This is a genomic window from Amycolatopsis nivea (assembly GCF_004522235.1).
Classification (GTDB): Bacteria; Actinomycetota; Actinomycetes; order Mycobacteriales; family Pseudonocardiaceae; genus Amycolatopsis; species Amycolatopsis nivea.
The window spans coordinates 1-23,940 of record NZ_SDLT01000003.1 but is presented as its reverse complement, the minus strand read 5'-3'; the positions used below and the strand labels follow the sequence as shown (position 1 = coordinate 23,940).

Here is a 23,940-nt window from a genome sequence, read left to right as displayed (position 1 = left end):
GGAAAACGGCCTCCCGAACTGCCCGGGAGGCCGTTTTCGTTGTCTTGGCTCAGGGATTCATCTCGTACGCGCCGGAAAGCTCGCGCACCTTTTCCCACACGCGACCGAACCGCTCGTCGTCCACAACCGGCTTCCGCAGCCCGGCCAGCGCCAGCTCCTGCTGCTTCTCCGTGGAGCTCGACTTGCCGTGCAGATCGACCGCGGCGACGCTGAAGTCCTGCACCAGCACCGCGAACAGCTGGTCCAGCACATCGTCTGCCACGCCGGTCAGCTCAGCCTGCTCCAGGATCAGCTGCCCGTACACGACGAGCGTGAACAGTTCGGTCAGCGCGAGGCCGAAGTCCAGATCCTTCTGCTGCGCCTCGTCCGGCGTCGCCTCGGAAAGCAGCCGCACCAGCACGTTGGCCTGTTCGGTGAAGCGGGCGACGTTCGGCAGGTGCTTCGCGTTCTCGTACGCCGGTTTCCAGTCGTGGAACCGGATCTTCGACAGCCCGCGCGCCGGGCCTTGGCGGAACAGGAAATCGTCGTCGGAGGCGTCGTCGCGGGTCGGCACCGCCGGGTATTCCTGCGGCGCGAACAGGTACGCGGGCATGAACTTCGCGATCAGCGCGAGGTTCACCGCGACCGTGCCCTCCAGCTTGGGCAGGCCGTCGATGTCGTTCTTGGCCATCGCGAGGTAGGTGTCGGCCTCGAAACCCTTGGCCGCCACGACATCCGCGACCAGCCCGATCACCTTCTGCGCCTCGGTGGTCACCTTCATCTTGGTGATCGGGTTGTACAGCAGGTAGCGGCGGTCCTGCTGGTTCGCCGAGCGGAAGTAGTCGATCGCGCGGTCGGAGAACAGCTTCATCCCGGTCAGCCGCGCGTAGGCCTCGACGAATTCGCGGCGCACGTGCGGGAAATCGGTGACCGGGTTGCCGTACAGGATCCGGTTCTGCGCGTGCGTGATCGCCTCGTACAGCGAATGCGTCGCCATCCCGATGCCGCCGAAGCACAGGTTGAACTTGCCGATGTTGACCGTGTTGAGCGCGGCGCTGAAGGCCTCCGCTCCGGTGTGGAGGATGTCCTCGGCGCGCACCGGGTAGTCCTCGAGCCGGAACTCCGCGACGTACATCTGCGACGGCACGATGTTCTTCACGACGTGGTAGTTCGGGTGCTCGGAATCGGCGTAGAAGAACACGTACTGCTCGGGTCCTTCAACGCCGTCGATCCGGCCGAACACCGAAACCGTGCGCGCGCAGTTCCCGTTGCCGATGTAGTACTTCGACCCGTTCGCGCGGTAGCCGCCCTCACCGTCCGGGGTGAGCACGAGGTCGGACGAGTAGATGTCCGCGCCGTGCTCCTTTTCGGACAGTCCGAACGCGCCGACGCCGCCCTCGGCCAGCGCCTCCGCGGCACGCTTGCGCGCGGCCGCGTTCCCGCTCTGCCACACCGGTCCGAGGCCGAGGACGGTGACCTGGAACGGGTACCAGTAGTTGAGGCCGTAGAAGCCGAGGATTTCCGCCAGCGCGGCGATCCGGCTGGTGTCCCAGCGCTTGTCCGGGTCGCCCGCGGAATCCGCGGCCGGGGTGAGGAACGTGGCGAACAGGCCTTCCTTGCCCGCGAACTCCAGGAAGTCGGCGTAGAACTCGCGGTCGTGATACGCCTGCGCGAGACGGCGTTTGCCGCGCGCTTCGAACCAGTCGATCGTCGCCCGCAGCAGCCGCTGGGTCTCCGGGTCGAACTTCCGGGCGTCGTAGTCGCGCGGGTTCAGCAGCGCTGTCGCCGTTTCGCTCATCGCATCTCCAGGTCAGCCGATATTACTGCCCGGTAACTTTAGCGCGGTGCGGCCGCCGAACTCCACCGCGTCCACCCGGCCGTGGCCGTCGCGCCGGAAACGGGCGCTCGGCCTGCTGGTGTCGGCGGCGCGGGCGAGCACGTCGTCGTCGACGAAGACGACCTCGAACGGCGGCGCGGAGAGGATGTCCGGATCCTCGGTGTCGAGGATCATCTGCGCCCAGAGCGAGCCGTCGCGTTCGGTGATTTCGAAGATCAGCGAGCCGGTCCGATACCGTCCAGGGCAGTCGCCCGGGTCGACTGCCCGGGTCGGACGACCGCCCGGTTTCGGCAGGTCAGCCACGTTCTCCAGGCACCAGTCGACGATCCGCGGGCCGAGCGCGCCGCCGCCCGCGCTGTTGGTGAGGACGGTGACCGCGAGGTTCTCGCTCGGCACCATCACGAACTCCGACAGCTGCAGGTTGCTGATGTTGCCGCCGTGCCGCACCACCTGGGCGTCGCCGTGGCTCAGCCGCAGCCAGGACAGCCCGACCTCCTCGAACGGCAGCGCGCCCGTGCGCTGCGCGGCGTGCATGAGGCGGCGGGTCTCGTCGCTCAGCACGTCCGCGCCGGTCAGCTGGAATCGAGCCCATTTCAGCTGGTCGCGGGCGGTCGACCAGAGGCCGCCGGCCGCGGCTTCGGCCCGCGAGATGCCGACGGTGTGCGCGACCGCCGGACCGTCCTCGCGCAGCGCGTGCCCGACCGCGTGCCGCCGGGTCAGCACCTCCCAGGGCTGGAAGTACGAGTCGGTCATCCCGAGCGGTTCGAGCAGCCGGGTGCGGACCAGGTCCTCGTAAGTGCCCCCAGACACCGCCTCGGCGACGCGGCCGGCCAGCAGGAAGCCAGCGTTGCAGTAGGAGAACACCTCGCCGACCGGGAACACCTGCGGCAGCTCGGCGAACTGCTCCACGGCGCGGGCGAGCGCGTCGTCGCCCCATCCGGTGTCGACCTCGATGTCGCCGAGGAAGCCGGACGAATGCGTGAGGAGGTGGCGCAGCGTCACCGTCTTGGTGGCGAGCGGGTCGGCGAGCCTCAGCTCCGGGAGGTACTCGACCACCGGCCGGTCCAGTTCGAGCACGCCGTCCTCGACCAGCACGAGCACCGCGGCGGCGGCGAACGTCTTGCTGGTGGAGCCGATCATGAACAGGGTGCCGTCGTCGACCGGCGCTCCCGTGTCCACACTGGACACTCCCGCGGTCAGCAGGGTTTCCGTGCCCTCGTGGAAAATTCCGGCCGAGACGCCGGGAACTTTCGCTTCTCGCGCCCATTCCGCCAGCAGTCCCCGGAGTTCGTCTGTGCTCATGCGGCCAGCCTCGCACCCGCGTGCGCGGCGGCGATGGTGGAAACGGACGAACATCGCGCGCCCGCTTCGTCGGTTCGCGCGTGGCGGCCTGCGGGCGATATCACGTAGCCCGCTGGATCTTGGGACGGTATAGTGGGCGATGCGGTCCGCTCAGTTCTGCCTCGGACCGCGTTTCACTGTTGTCGACGACCACGCGCCGCAGCCACCCGAGGCCGCGCCGGGCAGGACAACCGCGCTACGTACGGAGATACGGGACGCTGTCGCGTCCGCACCAACCCATGACGACTTTCACCGAACTCGGCCTGCCCAAGACTCTTGTCGACGCGCTCGCCGCACAGGGCGTCACCGAGCCCTTCCCGATCCAGGCCGCCACGCTCCCGCACACGCTCGCGGGCCGTGACGTGCTCGGCCGCGGCCGCACCGGCTCCGGCAAGACCTACGGCTTCGTGCTGCCCGTGCTGGCCCGCCTCGCCGCCGGGCCCACGCGGCGCCGCCCCGGCCGTCCGCGGGCGCTGATCCTCGCCCCGACGCGCGAACTGGCCACCCAGATCGAGGCCGCGATCGTGCCGCTGGCGCGCCCGCTCGGCCTCAAGGCCACCACGATCTTCGGCGGCGTGAGCGCGAACCCGCAGATCACCCGCCTGCGCGACGGCGTCGACATCGTCGTCGCCTGCCCCGGCCGGCTCGCCGACCACATGCGCTCCGGCGAAGCGAAGCTGGACAAGATCGAGATCACCGTCCTCGACGAGGCCGACCACATGGCCGACCTGGGCTTCCTGCCCGAGGTCCGCCGCATCATGGCGGCCACCCCCGAGCGCGGCCAGCGCCTGCTGTTCTCCGCGACCCTCGACAACGGCATCGACGTGCTCGCGAAGCGCTTCATGAACGACCCGATGCTGCACAGCGTCGACTCGGCGCAGTCCCCGGTCTCGACGATGACGCACCACGTGCTGCACCTCGAGGAAACCCACCGCCTGCCGGTACTGGTCGACCTGACCGCGGCTCCCGGCCGCACCCTGGTCTTCACCCGCACGAAGCACCGCGCGAAGGCCCTTACCCGCAAACTCGTCGCGAGCGGCGTCCCCGCGGTCGAACTGCACGGCAACCTCGGCCAGAACGCGCGCACGCGCAACCTGGAAGCCTTCTCGTCGGGCACCGCGAAAACCCTGGTGGCCACCGACATCGCCGCCCGCGGCATCCACGTGGACGACGTCACGCTGGTAATCCACGCCGACCCGCCGGTCGAGCACAAGGCGTACCTGCACCGCTCCGGCCGCACCGCACGGGCGGGCGCGTCGGGCACCGTGGTGACCCTGATGACCGACGAGCAGGTCTCGGACGTCCGTGCGCTGACCCGGAAGGCCGGGATCTCGCCGACCACCACGCGGATCTCGCCGACACACCCGCTGCTGGCCGAGCTCGCCCCCGGGGACCGCTCGTTCACCGCTTCGCCGCGTCGCCCCGTGGTGGACAACCGCCCGAAGACCGTCACCGCCTCCGGTGCCGCACCGGGCACCGGCCGCCGCCGCGGCGCCCCCTCGGAAAACCGCGGCGGACTCGGCGCGCGGACTGGTTCGCAGCCCCGCCGCTCCGGCGGCCGCGGCGGACCTCGACAGGGCAGTGAAGCCCGTTCCACGGAGCGGCAGCCAGGTCAGGCCCGCCGGGAAGACCAGCGTCGCGGTACGGGTGCCGGTCGCCGCGGCGCGGAGGGCGCTGGGCGTCGCGCTGCTGGCGCTGACCGTCGCGGATCGGGCCAGCCGCCGCGAAACCGCCGCAACGGCTCGAGCGGACGGCGTCAGTCAGAGTCCTGAGATGTGCACCGGGCGGGTCGGAGATGAGCTTGTTCAGTCTCCGGCCCGCCTTGCTGTGCGGAGGAAATCAGGCGAACCAGTCGCCGATGTCCTTCCACTGGAAGGCTTCTTTCCAGGAGTCGTCGTCAGCAAGCCAACCAACGATGGCGGCGGCGACCTTGTCCCGCGAGACAGTCAGCGTCTGGTAGTGACTGGTCGGCTTTCCGTCCCGGTATTCCAGCTGGTACACGCCGTTGTCGCGAAGCCACACCTGGATGAAGACGTTGTCCGGATCGGCGTCGCTGGAGATGACCGCGTTTCCATCCCGTGCCATGGCTTCCAGCACGGCGACGACGTTGTCCTCGGACACGCCTTTCACCTGGACGCCGTTGGACGCCCGCAACGTCGCCTTCACTCCACGGGCCCGGGATCAGCCCAGAATTCCTTGATTTCGTCCGTCATGCCGTAATCCTGCGGGATTTCCAACGACAAAGCGTACGGATAGTCTTCCGCACGAATGCGGCGACGCTCCTCCTCCGACAACTCCGGCAGCTTCTTCCGCCGAGCCCGCGCCAATTTGCGCGGCTTCCCCTCGTGCACGCACACCGCGCCGATCGCCAACGCCTTGCTGAACATCATTCCCGCGCCGGAAGGCGTCGACGGGCCGTTGTGCGAGACCCAGCCAGCGATGCAGCCCAGCCGAAGCAGTTCGTCGTCGGTACACGAGACGACCCACTCGGCCGCGGCGTCCTCGCCGTACTCGAGCAGGTCTCGTCGAATAAGGCCTCTTGTTGCCGAGATCATGCACGCCCCGGACGCCGCGCCTGCTGCCAAAACGACTTGAATTCCTCGGTCACCCCGTAAAAATTGCCTTTTACCGCCAAGTCATGCGAACTCGGAGAACCGGAAAAAGACAGTTTCAGAGCTTCCTCCCTGGACAGCTCCGGGAGCTTCCGCCTCCGGGACCTGGCGAGCTTCCTCGGATGCCCGTCATGCACGAAAACCGCGGCGATCGAAGAGGCGGCCACCGGCGTGAACCCGGCCTCGGGCAGACAGCCGGAGGGGTCTGACAGGAGCCAGTCCGCGACGCCGCACACCCGATGGAAGTCGTCGTCATCGCATCCGGAAACCCACTCGGCCACCGCCTCTTCGCCGTACTCGGCCAACCCTCTCGAGACCAGGGCCCGACTCGTCGAAAACATGCTGCCCACCTTGCCCGAATCCGCCGCGGCCGCCCGGTCCTACCGGGTCAGCCGCCGACCTGCTTCAACTCGACGTCGACGATAGCAAAGCCAATCGAATTTCCGATGCCTCTCGCGACATTGCCCGCTGTGACCCAATTGTCGAACCGCTTCTGCGCAGTAGTCTTTTTCGCGTTGCCGCTCTTGATTTCCAGCCCGCGATAGCGGCCGTTCCCGAGATCGACCGCACCGTCGTAGACCCGGATTTGGTCGCCGTTCCCCTTGGTGTACACCCGGCCACGGACAACCTTGAATCCATCCGCCTCGAGTGCGTCCCACACCGCCTTCTCCGCGTCCGCCCCGACGTTCGTCCCGTCGGTTCCCGCGAACTTGCCGTCCGACGTCCGGATCGAGCCGTCGTCGTAGCGGAAGATTCCCGGTTCGACTTCTTCGATGCACTTGGCCCCGTTGTGCACCAGAATCGGCGTCTCGCCGGCCAGCACGTAGAACGTGTGCGTGGTGTTGATCGCCAGGTTGTACGTCCGGCTGTTCGCCGTGTACCGGCGGCTGTCGATCAGCCGGGCATGGCCGTCCCCCGGCGTGTCGAGTTGGTCGCCGGGACGCAGGTCGGCCGCGGCGGTCCACGCATGGGCACCGGTGTTCCAGATCAGATGGTGCGCGGTCGACGTGATCGTCCGAGGGCCGGCCGGGGTGTCGATGCGCAGGTCGACGAAATCAGTGTCCGTGTCGGTGACGCTGATGTGCGCCACCGTGTGCTGCTGCCGCGTCGCGTCGTCGGGGCGGGCGTTGGTGATCGCGTCCCCGACGCGGACGTCCTTGATCGGCTTCGCCGACCCGTCGGCCATCAAGACCCGCGTCTCGGGCGTGAAGCTGTTCAGCCCGCACAGCAACGGGTTTTCCGACAGCTCTTGCGCCACCCTGGCCATTTGCGCCGCTTCCGCGACCGCCTCAGCGGCTAGGTCACCGGCCTCGCCGGCCGCGGCGATGGCCCGCGAGGTCACCGTGTCCAGCGCGCTGCCCATGGCCGCGTCGAGCAGGTCCCCGGCGAAGATTTCGCCGAGTCCGACCCCGTCCGCCAGGTCGGCGACCGCCCCGCCCAGGAGTTCGACCAGGTCGCATTCCGGGCAGGCCAGTGCGACCAAGCCCATCAGGACGAAGCCGCCGTACTCGGAGAGTTCCTGACCGGAGCCGTCGAACGGCCGGGCCGCGAAGTTGGAGCTCAGCAGGTTGTGCGGGTCGAGGCAGCGCGCGGTGTCGGCGCTGCCTGCCGGGTTCATGTTCCGGCAGACCTCTTGCAGGTGCGCGAGAATGCGCTCCTGGTCGGCCTTGCTGCCGGAGAACAGCAGGTTGCAGTCCTGGTTGTTCAGGTAGAGCAGCGAGTCGTGCGACCGGTACTGGTCTCGGCAGGACGCTTGCCGGTCCTGGATCGCTTGCTGTTTCTCCGCCTTCGCCTTGGTGGCGACGGCCTCCCAGGCCTGCTGAGCGGCGACCGCGGCATCGTGGGCGTCCTTGCCCGCGTCGACCGCCATCTGATGCGCGGTCGCGGCTGAATCCGCTGCCTCGCGGGCATAGTTCGCGGCTACCTGCGCGGAATGCTGCGCCCAGGCCGCCGAGCGGCCGGCCGCGTCCGCGGAAGCGACCGCGGAGGCCGCTGCCCGGGCGGCGGCGTTCGCGGAATCCTGCGCCTGCTTGGCGGACGCGGCTGCGCGGTCGGCGGCCGCCTGCGCGGTCTTCGCGTAGTCCGCGGCTTGGGCGGCGGCCGCGTTGGCCTCTTGTGCGTACCTGTTCGCGTCGTCCGCCGCGTTGCGGGCGCGGGCGGCTGCGGCCTGCGCTTCATTGGCGTCGTGAGTCGCGTTCGCGGCCGCGCGGGACGCTTGGGCCAGCAAGGAATCGATCGCAGCGTTGTGCGCGGCAGTGTTCTGGTCGCGCCGCGCCGCGCTGTACTGCCCGACGGCCAAGAACTCGTGGGCCAGGGTCGGCGGTCCGTCCAGCGCGGCCTGCGCTCCGGCGGCCACCTCGCGCTGCCCGGCGTTCCGGGCACCGGAGAGGACCTGGTTGACCTTGACCTGGTCGTCGATTCCGAGAGCCGTGTACTGGCCGGCATCGAGGAAGTCGCGCAGAGCCTTGTCGGTGTTCGCGTCCAGCGCCTTCTGCGCGTACTGGACGACGATCGTGCGCCCGGCCGTGCGAGCGCCCGACATGATCTGGTTGACCTGCAGCGCGTCGTCCTGCTCCCGGCCCGCGTAATCCCGGCTGCGCAGGAATTCGCGCACCTGAGCGTCGCTGCCGGCGAGCGCGGTGTTCGCCGCGTTCTGGAAACCGGTCGTCGCTGTTTCGCACAGTTGCCGGAGGATCGACCGGTCGTCCTGTCCGGCGGCGGCCTGCACACCGGTGGTGACGAAGTCGATCGCCTCGTCGTCGATCGCGGCGAGCGCCGCCTGCGCGGCCGCCTTCGTCCACTGTCCTCCGGTGTCGGCCAGGGTCAGCGCGACCTTGCGCGCGTCGGCGAGCACTGTGGCCCGCGGAGCGCCTGCCGCCGTCGCTTCGGCGATCAACCGGGTGGTTTCCGCGTCCCAGGTACTGACTTGGTCGACGTCCCACCGCTTCGGTTTCGGCTGTGCGGCGTAAGCGGCCAACGCTGATTTGGCGGCGTCGTCAGCCGTTTGGCTGGCCTGCGCGATCCGGTCGTCGTCCGCCTTGCGCGCGGCTTGCGCGATGTGGATGGCCTGGTTCGCCGCGGTGACCGCCGAGTTCGCGGCGGCTGTCGCGGCGTTCGCGTGCTCGGTGGCTTTCTTCGCCGCGTCCGCTGCCTCGCCCGCGTGTGCCGCCGCGTCGTCGGCCGCTTGCGCAGCGGCGTTCGCGTCGAGGGCAGCCGCGTGCGCTGCGTTCGCAGACTGATCAGCGGCATCGCTCGCCTGGTGTGCCCACGACTGGCTCGCGTTCGCCGCCGAGACGGCGCGGGCCGCCTGCGCGCGAGCCGTCGCGGCCGCGGCTTGCGCCTGACGTGCGTCCGCGCCTGCGGCAGCAGCGTTGTTAGCGGCATCCGTGGCGGCAGCGGCAGCGTTGCTTGACTGCAGTGCAGCATCGTGTGCAGCGGCACCCGCGTTCTCCGCCTGCTGCGACGCCGTCCGCGCCGCGCGGGCAGCACCAGCTGCTTTCTCCGCACCTACAGCGGCATCGCGCGCGGTCTGCGCGGCATTGCGCGCGACGTCCGCGTGCTCCTTATCGAGCGATGCCTGCGCAGCTGCGTCGTACGCATTCGACGCAGCTTGTCCCGCGCGGGAAGCCGCCGCGGCAGCACGAGACGCCGCCGCGGCCGCAGTGTGTGCGGCGCGCGAAGCAGCGTTCGCGGCCCCGATCGCCTCTCGAGCGGTGATCGCGGCCTGGTTTGCGGCGTACGCAGCCTGCGAAGCAGCTTCGGTCGCCTGACCGGCATGTCCCTGCGCGGCCGCAGCAGCGTCCTTGGCGGCTTGCGCGGCCTTCGCCGCCGCAGCAGCTTCGGCGACTGCGCGGTCGGATTCCTGTTTCGCCAGCTCAGTTTGGGTCGCTGCCTGCGCCGAAGCCGAGTTGGCGGTGGCGACGAGGTCGGCGATGGTCGCTGTTTCAGCGTCGCGAGCTTGCGCGACCGGAAGATCGATGGCCAGGAACTGGGTGAGGGCGTCGTTGGTGTTGGCGTCCAGCGCCTGCTGCGCGGCCTTCTTCACCTCCGGCCCGCCAGCCGCCATTTCCTGGTTGACCTGGACCGCCTGATCGGTCCCGAACGGAACCTTCCAGCCGGTGGAGAGGAAGGTCCGCAACGCCTCTTCGCTGTTGGCGTCCAAGGCTTTCTGAGCGGCCTGCTTCAGCTGCGGCCCGCCCGCGGCCATCATCTGGTTGACGCGCAGCGCGAGGTCGTTCTCGTGCGCGCCTTCCCAGCCGGTGTCGAGGAAGGTTTCGAGTGCGTCGTCGCTGTTGGCGTCCAGTGCCTTCTGCGCGGCCGTCCGGGTCGCGACACCGCCGGAGGACATCAGCTGGTTGACGTGGATGCTCCGGTCGATGGACGCGTCGACATCCTTTTGCGCGGTGAGGAATCGCGTGACGTCCGCGTCGGAACCGACCAGCGCGACCGCCGCGTCCCGTTTGGTCGCCGGACCGCCGAACTGCCACAACCGCCAGGTCTTGGCCCGATCGGTATCCGTGCTGCCCGCCGGCGCGGCGGAAGCCGCTGCTCGCGGCGCCTCGGCCGCGACGGCCGGGGCCTGCACCGTTCCCGCGGCCAAGGAGGCGGTCAAGAACGTCATCAGAGCAGCACGAAAGCGGGCTTTCGCCGTACGCATCGATTCCCCCTGTGAAATGCCACGCGATCCCCGGTGACCGTCCGATCACCACGCGTCTCCGCCCGAGACTAGCCAGCCGCGAGCACCCGCGAGCGATTTCGAATTCATAAAGTTACCAACCGAAACCCGGTCAAGAACACTTTACGATTCCTTTTCCAAAATAATAGAAGTGAACCGCATCACATTCTTGCTAACACCGGGACCGATTCCACCGAAAAACGCGCGCCAGGATCGCCGGAACCAGTACGCCGAACCGGGTTCACTACTCGCTTTGCCACGGTTTATTAGTCCGCAAGGGGGAACCTTTGAGCTTGTCGACCCGAACGAAGTCCGGCATCGCGGCCACCGCCGCGGCAGCGGTCTGCGCCGCCGCGGCCACGACCTTGACCCTGGGCACCGGGTCCGCCGCCACCGCGGAGGACCAGCAGCCCGCGATCGTCGAGGACTTCCATTACCCCGGTGCGGACCAGATCCTCGCCGACTACCACGTCCAGCTGCTCTCCGGCGACGGGCACATCCTGTTCGCCGCCTGCCCCTCCGGCCCGGACACGGTCGGCCTGATCCAGGTCCGGACCAGCGATCCGGTCGGGCAGGGCAGCGACGGGCGCGTGTGCTTCCACGTGATCGCGCCGACCGGTCATCTCACGATGAAAATCCCGGCCGTCTATTCCATCCGCGGCGACGGGATCAATTCCGGCGCGGGCCACAAGGTGCGGGCGGAACTGACCACCGACAGCGGGCAGCACAGCACCGTCGACGTGAATCCGAGCGGAACGACTCAGGTCGGAGTCGGGACCAACCCGCCCGGCGCGCCGACCACCTTGCTCCAATTGGACGCGTCCTCGTGATTGAGCACCGTCGAGCGGAAACTGTTTCTCCGGCAGTTTCCGTTCGACGGTCCCGGCAGCCGGGAATAGCACTCCCGCTCACCGGCACATCCGGTAATGCCGCGGTCCCAAGATCGATAGCGTTGCCGTGACTACTCCCCTACGCCTCAGGCTGGCCGTCGCTGCCTCGGCCGCAGTCGCGGCAGGCCTGTTGATCGTCCCGCCCGCGGACGCCATCAGCGGCGGAACTCCCGCCCCCGACAAGGCTTTCGACTTCGTCGTTCGCGTCGCTGCCGATGGGCACGGCTGCAGCGGCGTTCTCCTCGGACCGCAGTGGATCGTCACCGCCAGCGGTTGCGTGCCAGCCGGTTCCGGGACACCGGCAAGCCCGGTCACCGTCACGGCAGGCGCTGCCACGGCGAAGGTCGCAACCCTGATTCCGCGACCGGATCGGGATCTGGTGCTGGCCAAGCTCGCCACCCCGATCGCCAACGTCACCCCGATCTCCTTGGGACGGACCGCGCCGACAACGGGCGAAACGCTCACCGTCGCCGGGTTCGGCCGCACCTCCGACACTTGGGTTCCGGACAAAGCCACGACCTCGCCGTTCACCACCTCGTCGGTCGCTGCCACCGCCTTCGGCCTCACCAACGCCGACGGGCACGACACCTGCCTCGGCGACGCGGGCGGTCCCGCGATCCGCACCACGGCGAACAACACTCCCGAGCTCGTCGGGATCAGCTCGCGGTCGTGGCAGCACGGCTGCCTCGCCGTCACCGAAACCCGCCAGGGCAGCGTCGAAACCCGCACCGACGACCTCGTCGACTGGATCCGCGCGCAGGCGCCCGAGCTGGCCATCCAGTGCCGGACAACGGTTCCGCTCTTCGCCGTCACCAGCGACCTGCAGCTCTACCCGAATCCGAACCCGGCTGACGGCGGTCCGATGGATCCCCGCCAGTCCACGATCGGCACCGGCGGCTGGAACGGCTACGTCCGGCTCCTCGCCGGACCCGACGGGCTGCTCTACGGCATCCGCGCGCACGGCGACGTCTACCGCTACCAGTGGAACGGCACCGGCTGGACGCCCGACTCGCGCACCGTCGTCGCCACCGGCTGGACCGGGTTCGACAACACGGCCAACCACAACCGCATCACCATCGACAGCCGCGGCGACATCTACGTCGTCAACGCGGACGGCTCGCTCTCCCGCCGCCGCTACGACAACGCCGCCAAGACCTGGTCGTCCGAAACCCTCGGGACCGGCTGGAATTCCTACAACCTCATCACCGGCGGCGGCGACGGCGTGCTCTACGCCCGCAGCACCGACGGCTTCCTGTACCGCTACGCCTGGGACGAGGCCGGGCACAAGTGGGCACAGGAAAAGAAGCTCGTCGGCAACGGCGGCTGGAACGCGTTCACCCGCATCACCTCCGCGGGCGCGGATGTCCTCTACACCGTCACCGGCAAGGGCGAACTGCGCTGGTACCGCTATCTGCCCTACAGCGATACCTGGTCCCCCGGCCCGACCGTGATCGGCGACGGCGGGTGGCAGCAGTTCTCCGACGTCGAGGCGCAACGCAATTCCTGCACCTTGGTTCGTTAGAACAGGATCGCCGTGCCGTAATTCCCTGTGCGGCACGGCGGTCCTTGCCTAAGCTGGCCGTCGTGGAACATCTCGGGAAGGTCGTGCGCTGGGAAGTCGACGAGGGCTGGGGCATCCTCGAATCGGCGACCGTCGACGGGCCGGTGTGGGCGCATTACTCCATGATCGAGGCGGAGGGGTTCCGGTTCCTGACCGCGGGGGACCAGGTGCGGTTCACCGTCGAACGGGCTGAGCAGGACGGCTGCCACTGGCGCGCGATCCGGGTGCGCACCGTCTGATCAGCTCATCAGGTACAGCAAAAACGGCCCCACGCCCAAGAACAGCAACGCCGCCGCGTTCGTCTTCCGGTACTCCAGCAGCAGCGCGACGAACTCCCGCAAGAACGCGCTCGGCACGAAATACGACGCCGTCTTCGCGCCGATCACGTTGAGCCGCAATCCCAGCTGCCGCGCCAGCACCGCGGTCCGGAACACGTGGTAGTTGTTCGTCACCGCCAGGATCGGCCCGGAAAACCCCCGCTGCGCAAGCAAAGCGACGCTGAACCGCAGGTTCTCGCTCGTGGTCGTCGCCCGGTCCTCCAGCACGATCTGCTCCGCCGGAACCCCCGCCGCGAGGAGATACCGCGCCATCGCGTCCGCTTCCGACGTCAGTTCGTCCGCGCCTTGCCCACCGGACACCACCAGCAACGCTCCCGGCGACCGCTGCTGCACCTGCACCGCGCGGTCGAGCCTGCTGGCCAGCAGCGGCGGCACCCGGTCGCCCTGCAGCCCGGAGCCGAGGACGATCACCGCTCCGGCACTGGCGCGGCGGGTGACCCGGCTGTAGAGGATCGAGTACAGCAGCAGCGCCGTGAACAGGAACGCCAGATAACCGGTCACGAGCAGCACCGCCATCGCGGCCACGCGCAGCAACGGCTGATCGTCGAAGATGAGCGAGCTCACCGCGAGAGCGAACACCGCGAGCAGACCGAGCCCGGCCAGCAGCGACAACAGGTTCGCGAGCCGCCGGCCTTCCCGGCGCAGCATTACGACGCCGTTCGCGATCAGTGCCCACGGCAGTGCCAAAGCGCCGAGCCCGCCGACGAGCGCCACCACCACGATGATCGCGGTCTGCGCCCATTCGACGTGGTTGAAAAACGACAGCAGCCACAATCCGGTGAAGCCGAGCGCGATCAGGAACCACACCGCGTTGCCGACCCGCCGCGGCTCGCGCGCGAACCGTACGACGAACACGAGCACGGAAGCCAGCGCGAACAGCCCGGAAGTCATGGTCCAGCATTCTGTCTGGCACCCGCGAGCGGCGCTCGGGCAGGTACTCAGAGTGACGTCGTCAGGCCCCGCGCACGCAGCACCGACCGTTCCAGCGGACGGAACACGATCAGCTCGATCGCCACCCCGACGAACAGAATCAGGAAAATCGCCGCGATCACCTTGGGCATCGAGTTGTACGAGGACCCGTCGTTGAGATACGTCCCCAGCCCGACGCCGAGGCTCGGCGAGCGCGCGATCAGTTCCGCGGCCATCAGCGAACGCCACGAGAACGCCCAGCCCTGCTTGAGCCCGGCCAGGAACCCGGGCAGCGCGGCGGGCAGCAGGATGTGCCGGGCCGCGGCGAGGCGGCCGGCGCCCATCACCTTGCCGACGCGCGGCAGGATCGGCGGGATCTGGTCGATGCCGGACACGAGGCCGTTCGCGATCGACGGGACCGAGCCCAGCAGCACGACGAAGTAGATCGCCGCGTCGTTGATGCCGAACCAGATCACCGCGGCGGGCACCCACGCCACCGACGGCAGGCTCTGCAATCCGCTCAGCAGCGGCCCGATCGCGGCGCGCACCACGCGGACCTTCGCCACCAGGATGCCCAGCGGCGTGCCGAGCACGACTCCGGCGGCGAAACCCAAGGCGGCGCGGTGCACGGAGGTCCAGATGAAGCCGAAGACCGAACCGTCGGTGACCGTGCTCCAGAACTCGGCCCAGACGTCCAGTGGCGCGGGCAGCGTGGTCTCCGGCCAGAACGCGGCGGCCCACAGGATCTGCCAGAGGATCACCAGCAGCACGAGTGCGCCCACGGGCGGCAGGAATCCGCGCACGAACCGGCGGCGCAGCGAAGCCGGCCGCGCGCCGGTGGGGGTGTCGAGCCGGTCCAGGCCGGCGCCGACGGCTTCGTCGAGCTCGGGGGCCGCCTGATCAGGCTGCGGCATGGGTGCTGATCACCTTTCGCAGATCGGCCGTGATCTCCTCGGCCAGCAGTTCGGCGTCGGCGGACGGCACGTCGTCCCACTCGCGGACCACGCGGCCCGGACGCGACGACAGCAGCACCACGCGCTGTCCGAGCCGGACGGCTTCGCGCACGTCGTGCGTCACGAACAGCACCGACGTACCGGTGCTGCGCCACACCCGCAGCAACTCGCTCTGCAGCACGTCGCGGGTGATCGCGTCGAGCGCCGCGAACGGTTCGTCCATGAGCAGCAGCGCGTTGCCGTCGTCACCGCCGACGCGGTGGGTCGCGGCCAGTGCACGGGCCAGCGCTACCCGCTGCCGCATCCCGCCCGACAGCTCGTGCGGACGCTTGCGTGCCGCGTCGCTCAGCCGCACCAGGTCCAGCAGCTCAGCGGCCTTTTCGCGCCGCTCGGAACGGCCGAAGCCAGCCAGCCGCAGCGGCAGTTCCACGTTCCGGGACGCGGTCAGCCACGGCATCAGCGCGGCTTCCTGGAACATCACCGCAGGCCGTGAGGTGGTGAGAGTGATCTCGCCGGCGGACGGCTGGTCGAGGCCCGCGACGAGGTTCAGCAGCGTGCTCTTGCCGCAGCCGGACGCGCCGAGCAGGCAGACGAACTCGCCCGGTTCGACGGTGAGGTCGACCCCGTCGAGTGCGGTCACGGCGTTGCCGGCGGAGCCGAACACCTTGCCCACGCGGTCGAGGTGGACGGCGGCGGTCACTGGCCGGGCCAGGGTGGTGGTCATCGCGGATCGCCTTCCGGTCGGGACGTCACTTGGCCAGTTCGGGCGCGTTGACGGCGGGCAGCTGCTGCGCCTTGAGGACCTCGTTGAGCGGGCCGAAGTCGGCGAACCCCTTGAGGTCCACCACCTGGCCGACCACGCCCGCGGTCACCGAGTCCTTCGCCAGCTGCGGGAACTGCGCGGGCACCGGATCGGTGGTCAGTTCGATGTTCGCGAACGCGCGGTCGAGCACGGCCGGGCTGAGCGAGCTGCCGGACAGCTCCTTGAGCGCCCCGTTGACCACGGTCTTCGCCTCAGCCGGGTTCTTCTTCGCCCAGTCGATCGCCTGCAGCTCGCCCTTCAGCAGCGCGCGCACGGTGTCCGGGTGCTGCTTGAGGAATTCGCTGCGCACGATCGCGACTGTCGTCGGGAACCGGCCTTGCGGCCACAGCGACTTCTCGTCGACCAGCACCTTCGCGCCCGCGTCGGCGATCAGCCGCGACGACCACGGTTCGGGCAGCCAGCCGCCGTCGACCTCGCCCTTGCGGAACGCGTCGAGCGTCTTCGGGTTGTCCAGGTTGGTCACGTTGACCTGACCGGTCAGGTGCTTCTCGGCGAGGAACTTCTTGAGCGCGACGTCCTGGGTGTTGGCCAGCTGCGGCGTCGCGATCGTCTTGCCCTTGAGCTGGTCGACCGAGGTGATCCCGGGCTTGACCACCAGCTGCGCGCCGCCGGTGACCGCGCCGGACACCAGCTGGATCGCGCCCTTGGACTTGGTGAAGGCGTTGATCGCCGGCCCGGAGCCGATGAACGCGACGTCGAGCGAACCGCCGAGCAACGCGTTCACTTCGGACGGACCGGCGTTGAACGTCTGTGTCGTGAGCTTGGTGCCGCCGAGGTTCTGCGCGAAGAAGTTCTTCTTGACCCCGATCAGCGCGGGCATGTGCGTCACGTTCGGGAAGAAGCCGACGCGCACCTCCCCGGCGGCGCCCTGGTTGGTCGCGGCCTCGGTGCGGTCCGCGCGGGTGCACCCGGCGAGCGCCCCGAGCACCGTCACAGCGGCGAGTGCGGAAGCGAGCAATCGGGTTCGCGGAAATGTACGCACAAATGGCCCTTTCGCGGTCAGCGGAACGGGGCGAGAATGACACGTTCACCCGCGAGACTGCATATGCATCCGCATCCCGGGAAATTGTGCGGGATTACTTGACAGGCCTGGGCCTCACCTGCTTGTCAGGAGCGAGACATCGCCGAACTCGTGCCACAGATACTCCCGACGCACCGCCGAGTCGTAAGCCCGCTGCACCAGCTCCGGACCCACCACCGCTTCGAGAAGCAGCAGGTGGGAAGCCTCCGGCGTGTGCAGGCCGGTGAGCAAACCGTCGACGGCACGCGCCGGCCGGTCCGGGCCGAGAACCAGTTCGGTCCAGCCCGCCGCCGCGGTGACGAGTCCCCCGGGATTCGCGGCGGATTCGATCGCGCGCACCGCCGTTGTCCCTACTGCGATAACGCGTCCACCCTGGTCACGCACCCAATTGACCAACGCCGCAGTCGTGGCCGGAACGCGAAATCGCTCACCGTACGGCGGTTCCCCGGCTTCCGGCGACGAGACGCCGGTGTGCAACAAGATCGGTGCGAACAGCACACCGCGCGAGACGAGTTGTGTGACCAATTCCGCAGTGAACGGCCGCGCCGCGCTCGGCATCTCCGCCGAACCCGGATCGAGCGCGAACACCGTCTGGTAATTCGGCAACGGCCACGCGCGCGGGACATAGCCGTAGCGGATCGGCCGCCCGACCTTCGCGAGATACCGCGGGACCTCGCCTTCTAATTCGATCTTCGCGCGCCACAACCGCTGCGCCCCGGCGACGTGCGGCTCGCGCAAGGTGACGACGGCGCCGGCGGGCAGCCTGAGCCGCTCCCCCGCGCGTCCGTCGAGGAGCGGGCCGCCGGGAGCGCGAAGCTCGACCACCCAGGTGCCGTCATCCAGCTCGGTGGAGAAATGGATGGTGATGACGTGGTCGTCCCGGACAGCGTCGACTGCGGCGGCCAGCGTGCCGGAAGTGTTGACCAACAGCAGATCGCCGGGATTCAAGAACGCTGCCAGTTCACGGAAAACGGCATGCTGCACGCCTTCCGGACCGGCTGCGAGCAGCCGCACTTCGTCCCGGGCGAGGCCGCGCGCTTCGGGCGGCGCGGACGCGCTGCGGTCCTCGGCCAGGTCGAACCTGGTGCGCGGTGCGGTCATGACTGCACCTGCAGATCCGCTGCCCGGAAGCGGCCGCTCGCCGGACGTTCCTCCAGCAGTCGCAGGAAAGCCGGTACCGCGGTCTCCGGCAACGGCCGGTCCGAGATGTCCTCGCCGGGGAAAGCGGCCTGGTGCATGGCGGTGCGCAGATCCCCGGGATCGACGGCATACACCGCGATGTCCGGGTTTTCCACGCCCAGCACCGCGCTCACGTGGTCCAACGCGGCTTTCGCCGAACCGTAGCCGCCCCAGCCCTCGTACGCCTCCACGGCGGCGTCGGAGCTGATGTTCACCAGCACTCCCTTTGCCGCGGCGAGCGCGGGCAACAGCAGCCGGGCGAGCGCGAGCGGCGCGAAAACGTTGGTGCGGAAGACAGTTTCCAGCTCGTCCGGCGGATACTCGGCCAGCGGCGGCAGCGGGCTGGCGCCGAGCGTGCTGGCGTTGTTGACGAGCAGGTCGAGCCGGGGTCCGGCGGCTTCGGCGAGCTGGGCGCGGTGCGCGGGATCGGTGACGTCGCCGGGCACCGGGGTGAACCCGAGGTCCGCGGCGGCCGCACGCAGCGTCCCCGGGTCGCGTCCGGTGCCCAGCACTGTCCAATCGCGACGGACGAGAGCCGAGGCGAGCGCCCGGCCCAGACCGGCGGAAGCGCCGGTGACAACAGCTACTGGCATGGTCCCTCCAGAAGTAGGCACCTGCCAGCGTGCGACCTCTACCTTACTGGAGGTCAACCGGTCGGCGGCCGCGGAGCGCCAGATACGCCACGAGCGAAACCACGAACCCGGCGTAGTAGGCCAGATCCGCCCCGTGCAGCGCCGCGGCGACCGGTCCGGTGTAGACAGTCGTGTTCATGAACGGCACCGCCGCCGCGAAGCCCACCACGAACGCCACCAGCGCGGCCCAGCCCCGGACCGGTCGGCGCAGCTCAGCCAGCACGTCGACCTCCCGGCCGCGACGCGTGCGCCGCAGCCAGTCCGGCACGACGACACCGAGGAACGGCGGGATCCAGTAACTCACCACCAGCAGCACGTTCTGGAATTTCGCCGCCAGATCGCCGCTGTGCATCCAGAGGATCAACGCGAACGCCAGCACCGTCACGACCACCGCCGACACCGGACGACGCACCCGCACGCCGACAGTCTGCAACGCGAGCGAGCCGCTGTAGTCGTTCATCGCGTTGGACGACACCGCCGCCAGCGCGATCACCAGCAGCGCCACCGCACCCAGCACGCCGCCGCCGAGCAGCGTCGACACGCCGGCGGCGGTCTGGTCGCCCAATGCCGTGCCGAGGGCGAGACCGATGCCCTCGCCGATCGCGTACGACGCGGTCAGCCCCAGCAGCGTGTACCAAAAGACGCCGCTCGACCGGGTCGTGGCGGGCAAGTAACGGCTGAAATCCGACGCATAAGGAGCCCACGAAATAGCGAGGCTGAGCGTAATGGTGGAAAACAGCACGACGGCTCCGGCGAAATCGCCGCCCGTCGCGGAATCGGCGAACGTGATCGGATGATCAAGCACCACCTTTACCGCGAGCGCGACAAATGCGACAACCAGCACCACACTCATCACGGCCTGGACCCGGTGGATCACCGCGTAGCCGAACACGCCGAGCGTGCACTGCAACACCAGCACCACCAGCACCGCCGCCCAGAACGGCAGCCCGGTCAGCTGCGCCAGCGCCTCGCCGCCGAACAGCCCGACCAGCGCGTCCCACGCGATCGAGCCGAGCCATTGCACCAGACCGGGCAGCACGACGCCGCGGCCGAAGGGGAGCCGCGCGAGCGGCAGCTGACCGGTTCCGGTGCGCGGCCCCCAGGTGGACAGCCACGCGACCGGCAGCGAACCGAGCACGGTGCCGATCAGCGCGATGACGAACCCGGTGGTGAAACCGAGCCCGAGCGTCGCGCCGAGGGTGCCGGTGAAGACGGCGGTCATGGTGAGGTTCGGGGCGAACCACACGCCCGCGAGCCGCCACGGCCGCCCGAACCGGTTCGCGTGCGGGATCGGGGTGATTCCGTGCGTTTCGATCGCGAAATCCCCTGCTCCAGACGGCATTCGGCCCCCGAAGACCTCGGCGTCGATCCCGCTCATTTCGTGCCCTTTCTCCCGGCTGACCCGTGAGTCTGAACCGGAGTACCCAGCCTCGCCAATACTCTGTGGCGTTCCCGACCCGTTCTCGCCAAGATCGCGGGGTGGGGGAAAGACCGCGCACTCCGCTGCGCCATCGCGCATTCGCTGTTTTCTACACCGGACGACTGGTCTCGCTGCTGGGCAGCGCCATGACCCCGGTCGCGCTGGCGTTCGCGGTGCTGGGCAGCAGCCGCAGCCCGACCGACCTCGGCGTCGTGCTCGCCGCCGGGATCGTGCCGCGGCTGGCGTTCCTGCTCGTCGGCGGCGCGGTCGGCGACCGGTTCCCGCGCAACCGGGTGCTGCGGCTGTCGAACCTCGGCGCGGGCGCGGCGCAGCTGGTCGCCGCGGCCATCCTGCTCACCGGCAATTACTCGCTGGCCGCGCTCGCCGTCACCGAGTTCCTCGGCGGGGTCTGCACCGCGTTCACCACGCCGGTGCTGCGCGGGATCGTGCCGCAGATCGTCCCGGCGGAATCGCTGCGGCAGGCGAACTCGCTGCTGGCCACCGGGCGGAACCTCACCAAGGTGGCCGGTCCGGCCGTCGCGGGGGTCCTGGTCGGCACGGTCGGCGGCGGCTGGGCGATCGCCGCCGACGGGGTGTCGTTCGTGCTCGCCGCCTTGCTCTACCAGGCGATCACGCTGCCCCCGGCGGAGCACTCCGAGCCGGACAGCGTCTTGCACAGCGTGCGAACCGGCTGGCGGCAGTTCTGGCGGATCCCGTGGCTGTGGCGGGTGGTCAGTGCCTTCACCGTCTACAACATCGTGTTCACCGGCGGCTGGCTGGTGCTCGGGCCGGGAATCGCGCAGGACACGATCGGCGCGGCCGGCTGGGGCGTGGTGCTGAGCGTGCGCGCGGTGGGCGCACTGCTGTCGGGCCTGGTGATGTACCGGCTCGCGCCGCGCCGGCTGCTGCCGCTGGGGCTCGCGAGTGCCGCCCTGACCGTGCTGCCGCTGCTCGCGCTCGGCCTGCACGCGGGGTTCGCGGTGCTGGCGGGGTCGACCTTCGTCGCCGGGTTCTGCGCGGGCGTCATGGGCGTCGCCTGGGACACGACGATGCAGGAGAACATCCCCGGGCATCTGCTGTCGCGGATGGCCGCCTTCGACGATTTCGGTTCCTACGCGGGCATCCCGCTCGGCGAACTGCTGGCCGGACCGCTCGGCGCGGCGTTCGGCGCGCCGCAGGTGGTGCTGGTCGGCGGGATCGTCATCGCCGTCGCCGCGCTGTCCCCGCTGCGCTCGCCCGCGGTCCGCGCGCTGCGGCATCCGCCGGTCCGCGTGCCGTGAACGCAAGGAAGGGCCTGCCAGGGAATCCCGGCAGGCCCTTCCTTCACCCCTCGGTCACACCAGCAACAGGAACGCCACTCCGTTGGGCGAGCCGAGGCCCGTCACGTCGTCGTAGCCCTTGGTCGTGTGGATCGTCAGGTTCGGGTAGTCGAGCACCCGGGCGGAGGTCTTCAGACCCTCCGTGGCGTCGACCCCGTTGGCGAAGTCCACGCGCTGCACCGCGCCGTCGACGTGCTGCACGTCGTGGATCGCCGACGTGCGCGACGTCAGCTGGTACAGCACCGGGTTGATGAACCCGTGGTGGTAGTGGTCGAGGCTGTCGGCCACCGCCATCACGCCCGCGAACACCGGCGACGCGAGGCTCGTGCCGCCGATCCGGTACTGGTCGTAGTAGACGCCGTCCGGGAAGGTCTGCGTCTGGCCGACCAGGAAGCCGGTGTTGGGGTCGGCGATCGCGGAGATGTCCGGGACGACCCGGCCCTTCGCGCCGCCGGTCTGGTTCTTCGTGGACAGCGCGTCCGGCACGATTCCCTTCTGGTAGAAGGGCTGGCCGAACAGCCGGCTGGTGCCGCCGCCCGCGCCGCCGTTGAACGCGCCCGGGAACGCCGGGGTGTACGTGCCGTCGGTCAGCGTCGACTTGCCGGTCTCCCAGCCGGTTTCGAAGATCCGCTTGCCGTCCTTGCCGACCGCCAGCGACGTGCCGCCGACCGCGGTCACCCACGGAGCCGAGGCGGAGAAGTCCGGCGACGGCGTGCCGAGGCGCGCGACCTCGTCGCCGTTGTCGCCGGAGGAGAAGTACACGCCGATGCCCTCGAGCACCGCCTGCAGCGAGATGTGGTTGAACACCTTGACCTCGGCGGCCGGGATGTCCTCGCCGGTGTCGCCGTAGGAGTTGGAGATGATGTCGGCCTTGTGGCCCGCGACGACGTAGTTCAGCGCGGTGTCGAGCGAGAGGTCCTCGCAGTCCTGCCCGCCGACGTACAGGATGTTCGCGCCCGGCGCGAGCCCGTGCGCGGCCTCGACGTCCAGGGTTTCCTCGCCGTACCAGCCGGAAGCGTCGCACTGGTCCGGCGGCTCGAGCACCGGGTTCGGCGGGAAGATGTGCTGCTTGAACTGCTGCTGGGTAAGCGGGTGCGCCGGGTCGTTGCGCTTGGCGTACTCCGAGGCGTCGGCGTAGATCGTCGGCGACGCGAAGGCGTCCACGATGGCGATCGTGGTGCCGCGGCCGTCCGCACCGAACTTCGCGACCTGGTCCAGCCCGTACGCCGAACGCAACTGCGCGGGCGTGTAGCCGCACGGCGCGTACGGAAGCTGCTTGCCGTTGTACGCCGGGTCAGTCGTGTCGGTCTTCTCGCCGTAGTAGGCGCTGCACGGACCCGAATTGCGGAACCCGTTGCTTGGCGGCGCGGTCGACGGGCTGGCCTGCGCCCGGGACTGCTTCTTCGCGGTCGGGTCCGCACCGTCGGTGTGGTCCGGCTTGAAGAGGTTCGTCGCCTGGTCGACGCCGACGACGCCGAGCACGTCGTTCGCCAGCGAAGCCGGGACGGACAGGTCCTTGTCCGCCGCCCGCAACGTCTGCCCCTTGACCTGGTACTTGCCCAGGGTGACGGCGAACGCGCGCTGCACCTGATCGGCGGTACCGGTCGCCTCGACGTACGCCCGGTTGGACGGCACCTCGCCGATGCCGAATCCGCTTGCGGACAGCCAGTTCTTCACGGCGGACACGGTCTGGTCGGTAGCCGCGAACCGGTCCCGCACCTGGTCCGGCGACAGGTAGTGCCGGTAGTTGCGACTGTTCGGATCGGACACCGACTGCGCGGCGGCCTCGGCCGCGCCCTGGTCCTTGAGGTTCAAGTAAACCCGAAAGTCCATAGTGGACGACCCGGCCGTGTCGGCCACCTTGGACTGCGGATTGGCCCAAACCGGGTGCGATTGCGGAATGTCCGCCCGCCCCTGAGCCGACGCCACGGCAGGCGAAGCGGCTAAACCGCCCACCACCGCAAGCGAAAGAAACATGGTGACGCTTCTACGCACAGCAACTCCCTCGTGTTGCGCGGCCCCTCGACCCCCGCCTGCCGCCGGAACGAGATTAGGACTGCCCGGCCCGCCAGGGAAGCGTCCGGCTCCCCGGTGCGGAACCGTTATCTGCTCCCCTCATCGCGACCAAAGGGACAACTGCGACCAAAGTCCGTTTCATCCGCACTGTCCACAGCGGAATGTCCAGAAATCAGAAGAATGCCCGTTCCCCCACAACCCCCTCCCAGCACTAGACGGCCAGCAACACCACCTACGAAGGTCGCACAATCCCATTCAGCAACACCAGAACCTCACCCATCTGCCGAGCGCATGCCCCGACGCGTCCGTGAGGGCCACCCTCATTGACTCTGATTCCGTGAGGGTTCCCCTCACGACCCTTCCGCGGTCCGTGAGGGGCCCCTTCCCGGACCTGGATTCCCTCAAGGAGCCCTAATGGGTTGTGTTCGGGCGGGT

The 23,940-nt window shown here is 69.2% G+C and carries 19 protein-coding genes; 5 read left to right on the top strand and 14 right to left on the bottom strand.

Going from position 1 to position 23,940, the window contains the following annotated elements; translation table 11 throughout:
- Positions 1–49 precede the first annotated feature (49 nt).
- Both EIZ44_RS04125 and EIZ44_RS04120 read right to left on the bottom strand, forming a co-directional pair.
- Entirely contained in the window at positions 50–1,777 is a 1,728-nt protein-coding gene (locus tag EIZ44_RS04125) for an acyl-CoA dehydrogenase family protein (RefSeq protein ID WP_134727780.1), read from the bottom strand.
- A 12-nt stretch (positions 1,778–1,789) separates the two neighbouring features.
- Positions 1,790–3,118 carry a serine hydrolase domain-containing protein gene (locus EIZ44_RS04120; protein ID WP_167753963.1) on the bottom strand — a complete coding sequence of 443 codons (1,329 nt, stop codon included), beginning with the start codon at positions 3,116–3,118 and terminating at the stop codon, positions 1,790–1,792.
- A 278-nt stretch (positions 3,119–3,396) separates the two neighbouring features.
- On the opposite strand from EIZ44_RS04120, the gene EIZ44_RS04115 reads away from it, so the two are divergent.
- Complete coding sequence (locus EIZ44_RS04115) at positions 3,397–4,929, top strand: DEAD/DEAH box helicase (protein ID WP_134663208.1); 1,533 nt, start codon at positions 3,397–3,399, stop codon at positions 4,927–4,929.
- Between the two features lie 67 nt (positions 4,930–4,996).
- Here EIZ44_RS04115 and EIZ44_RS04110 read toward each other — a convergent pair whose 3' ends face one another.
- The 4 genes from EIZ44_RS04110 to EIZ44_RS04095 are packed head-to-tail and all read right to left on the bottom strand — an operon-like array spanning position 4,997 to position 10,390.
- Positions 4,997–5,278, bottom strand: a complete 282-nt coding sequence (locus EIZ44_RS04110) for a hypothetical protein (protein WP_134663209.1) — start codon at positions 5,276–5,278, stop codon at positions 4,997–4,999.
- A 41-nt stretch (positions 5,279–5,319) separates the two neighbouring features.
- Positions 5,320–5,712 carry a hypothetical protein gene (locus tag EIZ44_RS04105; RefSeq protein WP_134727778.1) on the bottom strand — a complete coding sequence of 131 codons (393 nt, stop codon included), beginning with the start codon at positions 5,710–5,712 and terminating at the stop codon, positions 5,320–5,322.
- On the bottom strand, positions 5,709–6,110 hold the full coding sequence (locus EIZ44_RS04100; protein ID WP_134663211.1) for a hypothetical protein: 402 nt from the start codon (positions 6,108–6,110) through the stop codon (positions 5,709–5,711). Before EIZ44_RS04100 ends, EIZ44_RS04105 begins: the two co-directional genes overlap by 4 nt.
- 47 nt (positions 6,111–6,157) lie before the next feature.
- On the bottom strand, positions 6,158–10,390 hold the full coding sequence (locus EIZ44_RS04095; protein WP_205673044.1) for a Hint domain-containing protein: 4,233 nt from the start codon (positions 10,388–10,390) through the stop codon (positions 6,158–6,160).
- A gap of 347 nt (positions 10,391–10,737) precedes the next feature.
- On the opposite strand from EIZ44_RS04095, the gene EIZ44_RS04090 reads away from it, so the two are divergent.
- The 3 genes from EIZ44_RS04090 to EIZ44_RS04080 all read left to right on the top strand — a co-directional run bounded on the left by EIZ44_RS04090 (position 10,738) and on the right by EIZ44_RS04080 (position 13,134).
- Positions 10,738–11,274 carry a hypothetical protein gene (locus EIZ44_RS04090; RefSeq protein WP_051728879.1) on the top strand — a complete coding sequence of 179 codons (537 nt, stop codon included), beginning with the start codon at positions 10,738–10,740 and terminating at the stop codon, positions 11,272–11,274.
- 127 nt (positions 11,275–11,401) lie between these two features.
- Positions 11,402–12,856 carry a tachylectin-related carbohydrate-binding protein gene (locus EIZ44_RS04085; protein ID WP_134727776.1) on the top strand — a complete coding sequence of 485 codons (1,455 nt, stop codon included), beginning with the start codon at positions 11,402–11,404 and terminating at the stop codon, positions 12,854–12,856.
- 62 nt (positions 12,857–12,918) lie between these two features.
- Complete coding sequence (locus tag EIZ44_RS04080) at positions 12,919–13,134, top strand: cold-shock protein (protein WP_134727775.1); 216 nt, start codon at positions 12,919–12,921, stop codon at positions 13,132–13,134.
- Here EIZ44_RS04080 and EIZ44_RS04075 read toward each other — a convergent pair whose 3' ends face one another.
- The 7 genes from EIZ44_RS04075 to EIZ44_RS04045 form a co-directional block, all read right to left on the bottom strand.
- Positions 13,135–14,124 carry a YdcF family protein gene (locus tag EIZ44_RS04075; protein WP_134663214.1) on the bottom strand — a complete coding sequence of 330 codons (990 nt, stop codon included), beginning with the start codon at positions 14,122–14,124 and terminating at the stop codon, positions 13,135–13,137.
- 47 nt (positions 14,125–14,171) lie between these two features.
- Entirely contained in the window at positions 14,172–15,056 is an 885-nt protein-coding gene (locus EIZ44_RS04070) for an ABC transporter permease (protein WP_134727774.1), read from the bottom strand.
- Positions 15,043–15,819, bottom strand: a complete 777-nt coding sequence (locus EIZ44_RS04065) for an ABC transporter ATP-binding protein (protein WP_037811954.1) — start codon at positions 15,817–15,819, stop codon at positions 15,043–15,045. The genes EIZ44_RS04070 and EIZ44_RS04065 overlap by 14 nt, the downstream gene beginning before the upstream one ends.
- 25 nt (positions 15,820–15,844) lie before the next feature.
- A complete protein-coding gene (locus tag EIZ44_RS04060; protein ID WP_134727773.1) occupies positions 15,845–16,900 on the bottom strand; it encodes an ABC transporter substrate-binding protein in 1,056 nt (351 codons plus the stop codon).
- Positions 16,901–17,014: 114 nt separating this feature from the next.
- Entirely contained in the window at positions 17,015–18,040 is a 1,026-nt protein-coding gene (locus EIZ44_RS04055) for an S-adenosylmethionine:tRNA ribosyltransferase-isomerase (protein ID WP_134727772.1), read from the bottom strand.
- Positions 18,037–18,711, bottom strand: coding sequence for an SDR family NAD(P)-dependent oxidoreductase (locus EIZ44_RS04050; RefSeq protein WP_043839261.1), 675 nt, complete (start codon positions 18,709–18,711; stop codon positions 18,037–18,039). The genes EIZ44_RS04055 and EIZ44_RS04050 overlap by 4 nt, the downstream gene beginning before the upstream one ends.
- A gap of 43 nt (positions 18,712–18,754) precedes the next feature.
- Positions 18,755–20,128: a purine-cytosine permease family protein gene (locus tag EIZ44_RS04045; RefSeq protein ID WP_043839263.1), complete on the bottom strand. Its 1,374-nt coding sequence runs from the start codon at positions 20,126–20,128 to the stop codon at positions 18,755–18,757.
- Positions 20,129–20,229: 101 nt separating this feature from the next.
- Here EIZ44_RS04045 and EIZ44_RS04040 point away from each other — a divergent pair, with 101 nt between their 5' ends.
- Positions 20,230–21,450, top strand: coding sequence for an MFS transporter (locus tag EIZ44_RS04040; RefSeq protein WP_134727771.1), 1,221 nt, complete (start codon positions 20,230–20,232; stop codon positions 21,448–21,450).
- Positions 21,451–21,504: 54 nt separating this feature from the next.
- Here EIZ44_RS04040 and EIZ44_RS04035 read toward each other — a convergent pair whose 3' ends face one another.
- Positions 21,505–23,466, bottom strand: a complete 1,962-nt coding sequence (locus tag EIZ44_RS04035; RefSeq protein ID WP_276323722.1) for a S53 family peptidase — start codon at positions 23,464–23,466, stop codon at positions 21,505–21,507.
- Positions 23,467–23,940: the final 474 nt, after the last annotated feature.

What these genes read in the sequence shown, in the direction of transcription:
- EIZ44_RS04125 (WP_134727780.1), bottom strand. Translation starts at nt 1,777, where the DNA reads ATGAGCGAAACGGCGACAGCGCTGCTGAACCCGCGCGACTACGACGCC.
- EIZ44_RS04120 (WP_167753963.1), bottom strand. Translation starts at nt 3,118, where the DNA reads ATGAGCACAGACGAACTCCGGGGACTGCTGGCGGAATGGGCGCGAGAA.
- EIZ44_RS04115 (WP_134663208.1), top strand. Translation starts at nt 3,397, where the DNA reads ATGACGACTTTCACCGAACTCGGCCTGCCCAAGACTCTTGTCGACGCG.
- EIZ44_RS04105 (WP_134727778.1), bottom strand. Translation starts at nt 5,712, where the DNA reads ATGATCTCGGCAACAAGAGGCCTTATTCGACGAGACCTGCTCGAGTAC.
- EIZ44_RS04100 (WP_134663211.1), bottom strand. Translation starts at nt 6,110, where the DNA reads ATGTTTTCGACGAGTCGGGCCCTGGTCTCGAGAGGGTTGGCCGAGTAC.
- EIZ44_RS04095 (WP_205673044.1), bottom strand. Translation starts at nt 10,390, where the DNA reads ATGACGTTCTTGACCGCCTCCTTGGCCGCGGGAACGGTGCAGGCCCCG.
- EIZ44_RS04075 (WP_134663214.1), bottom strand. Translation starts at nt 14,124, where the DNA reads ATGACTTCCGGGCTGTTCGCGCTGGCTTCCGTGCTCGTGTTCGTCGTA.
- EIZ44_RS04070 (WP_134727774.1), bottom strand. Translation starts at nt 15,056, where the DNA reads ATGCCGCAGCCTGATCAGGCGGCCCCCGAGCTCGACGAAGCCGTCGGC.
- EIZ44_RS04065 (WP_037811954.1), bottom strand. Translation starts at nt 15,819, where the DNA reads ATGACCACCACCCTGGCCCGGCCAGTGACCGCCGCCGTCCACCTCGAC.
- EIZ44_RS04055 (WP_134727772.1), bottom strand. Translation starts at nt 18,040, where the DNA reads ATGACCGCACCGCGCACCAGGTTCGACCTGGCCGAGGACCGCAGCGCG.
- EIZ44_RS04050 (WP_043839261.1), bottom strand. Translation starts at nt 18,711, where the DNA reads ATGCCAGTAGCTGTTGTCACCGGCGCTTCCGCCGGTCTGGGCCGGGCG.
- EIZ44_RS04045 (WP_043839263.1), bottom strand. Translation starts at nt 20,128, where the DNA reads ATGAGCGGGATCGACGCCGAGGTCTTCGGGGGCCGAATGCCGTCTGGA.
- EIZ44_RS04035 (WP_276323722.1), bottom strand. Translation starts at nt 23,466, where the DNA reads ATGTTTCTTTCGCTTGCGGTGGTGGGCGGTTTAGCCGCTTCGCCTGCC.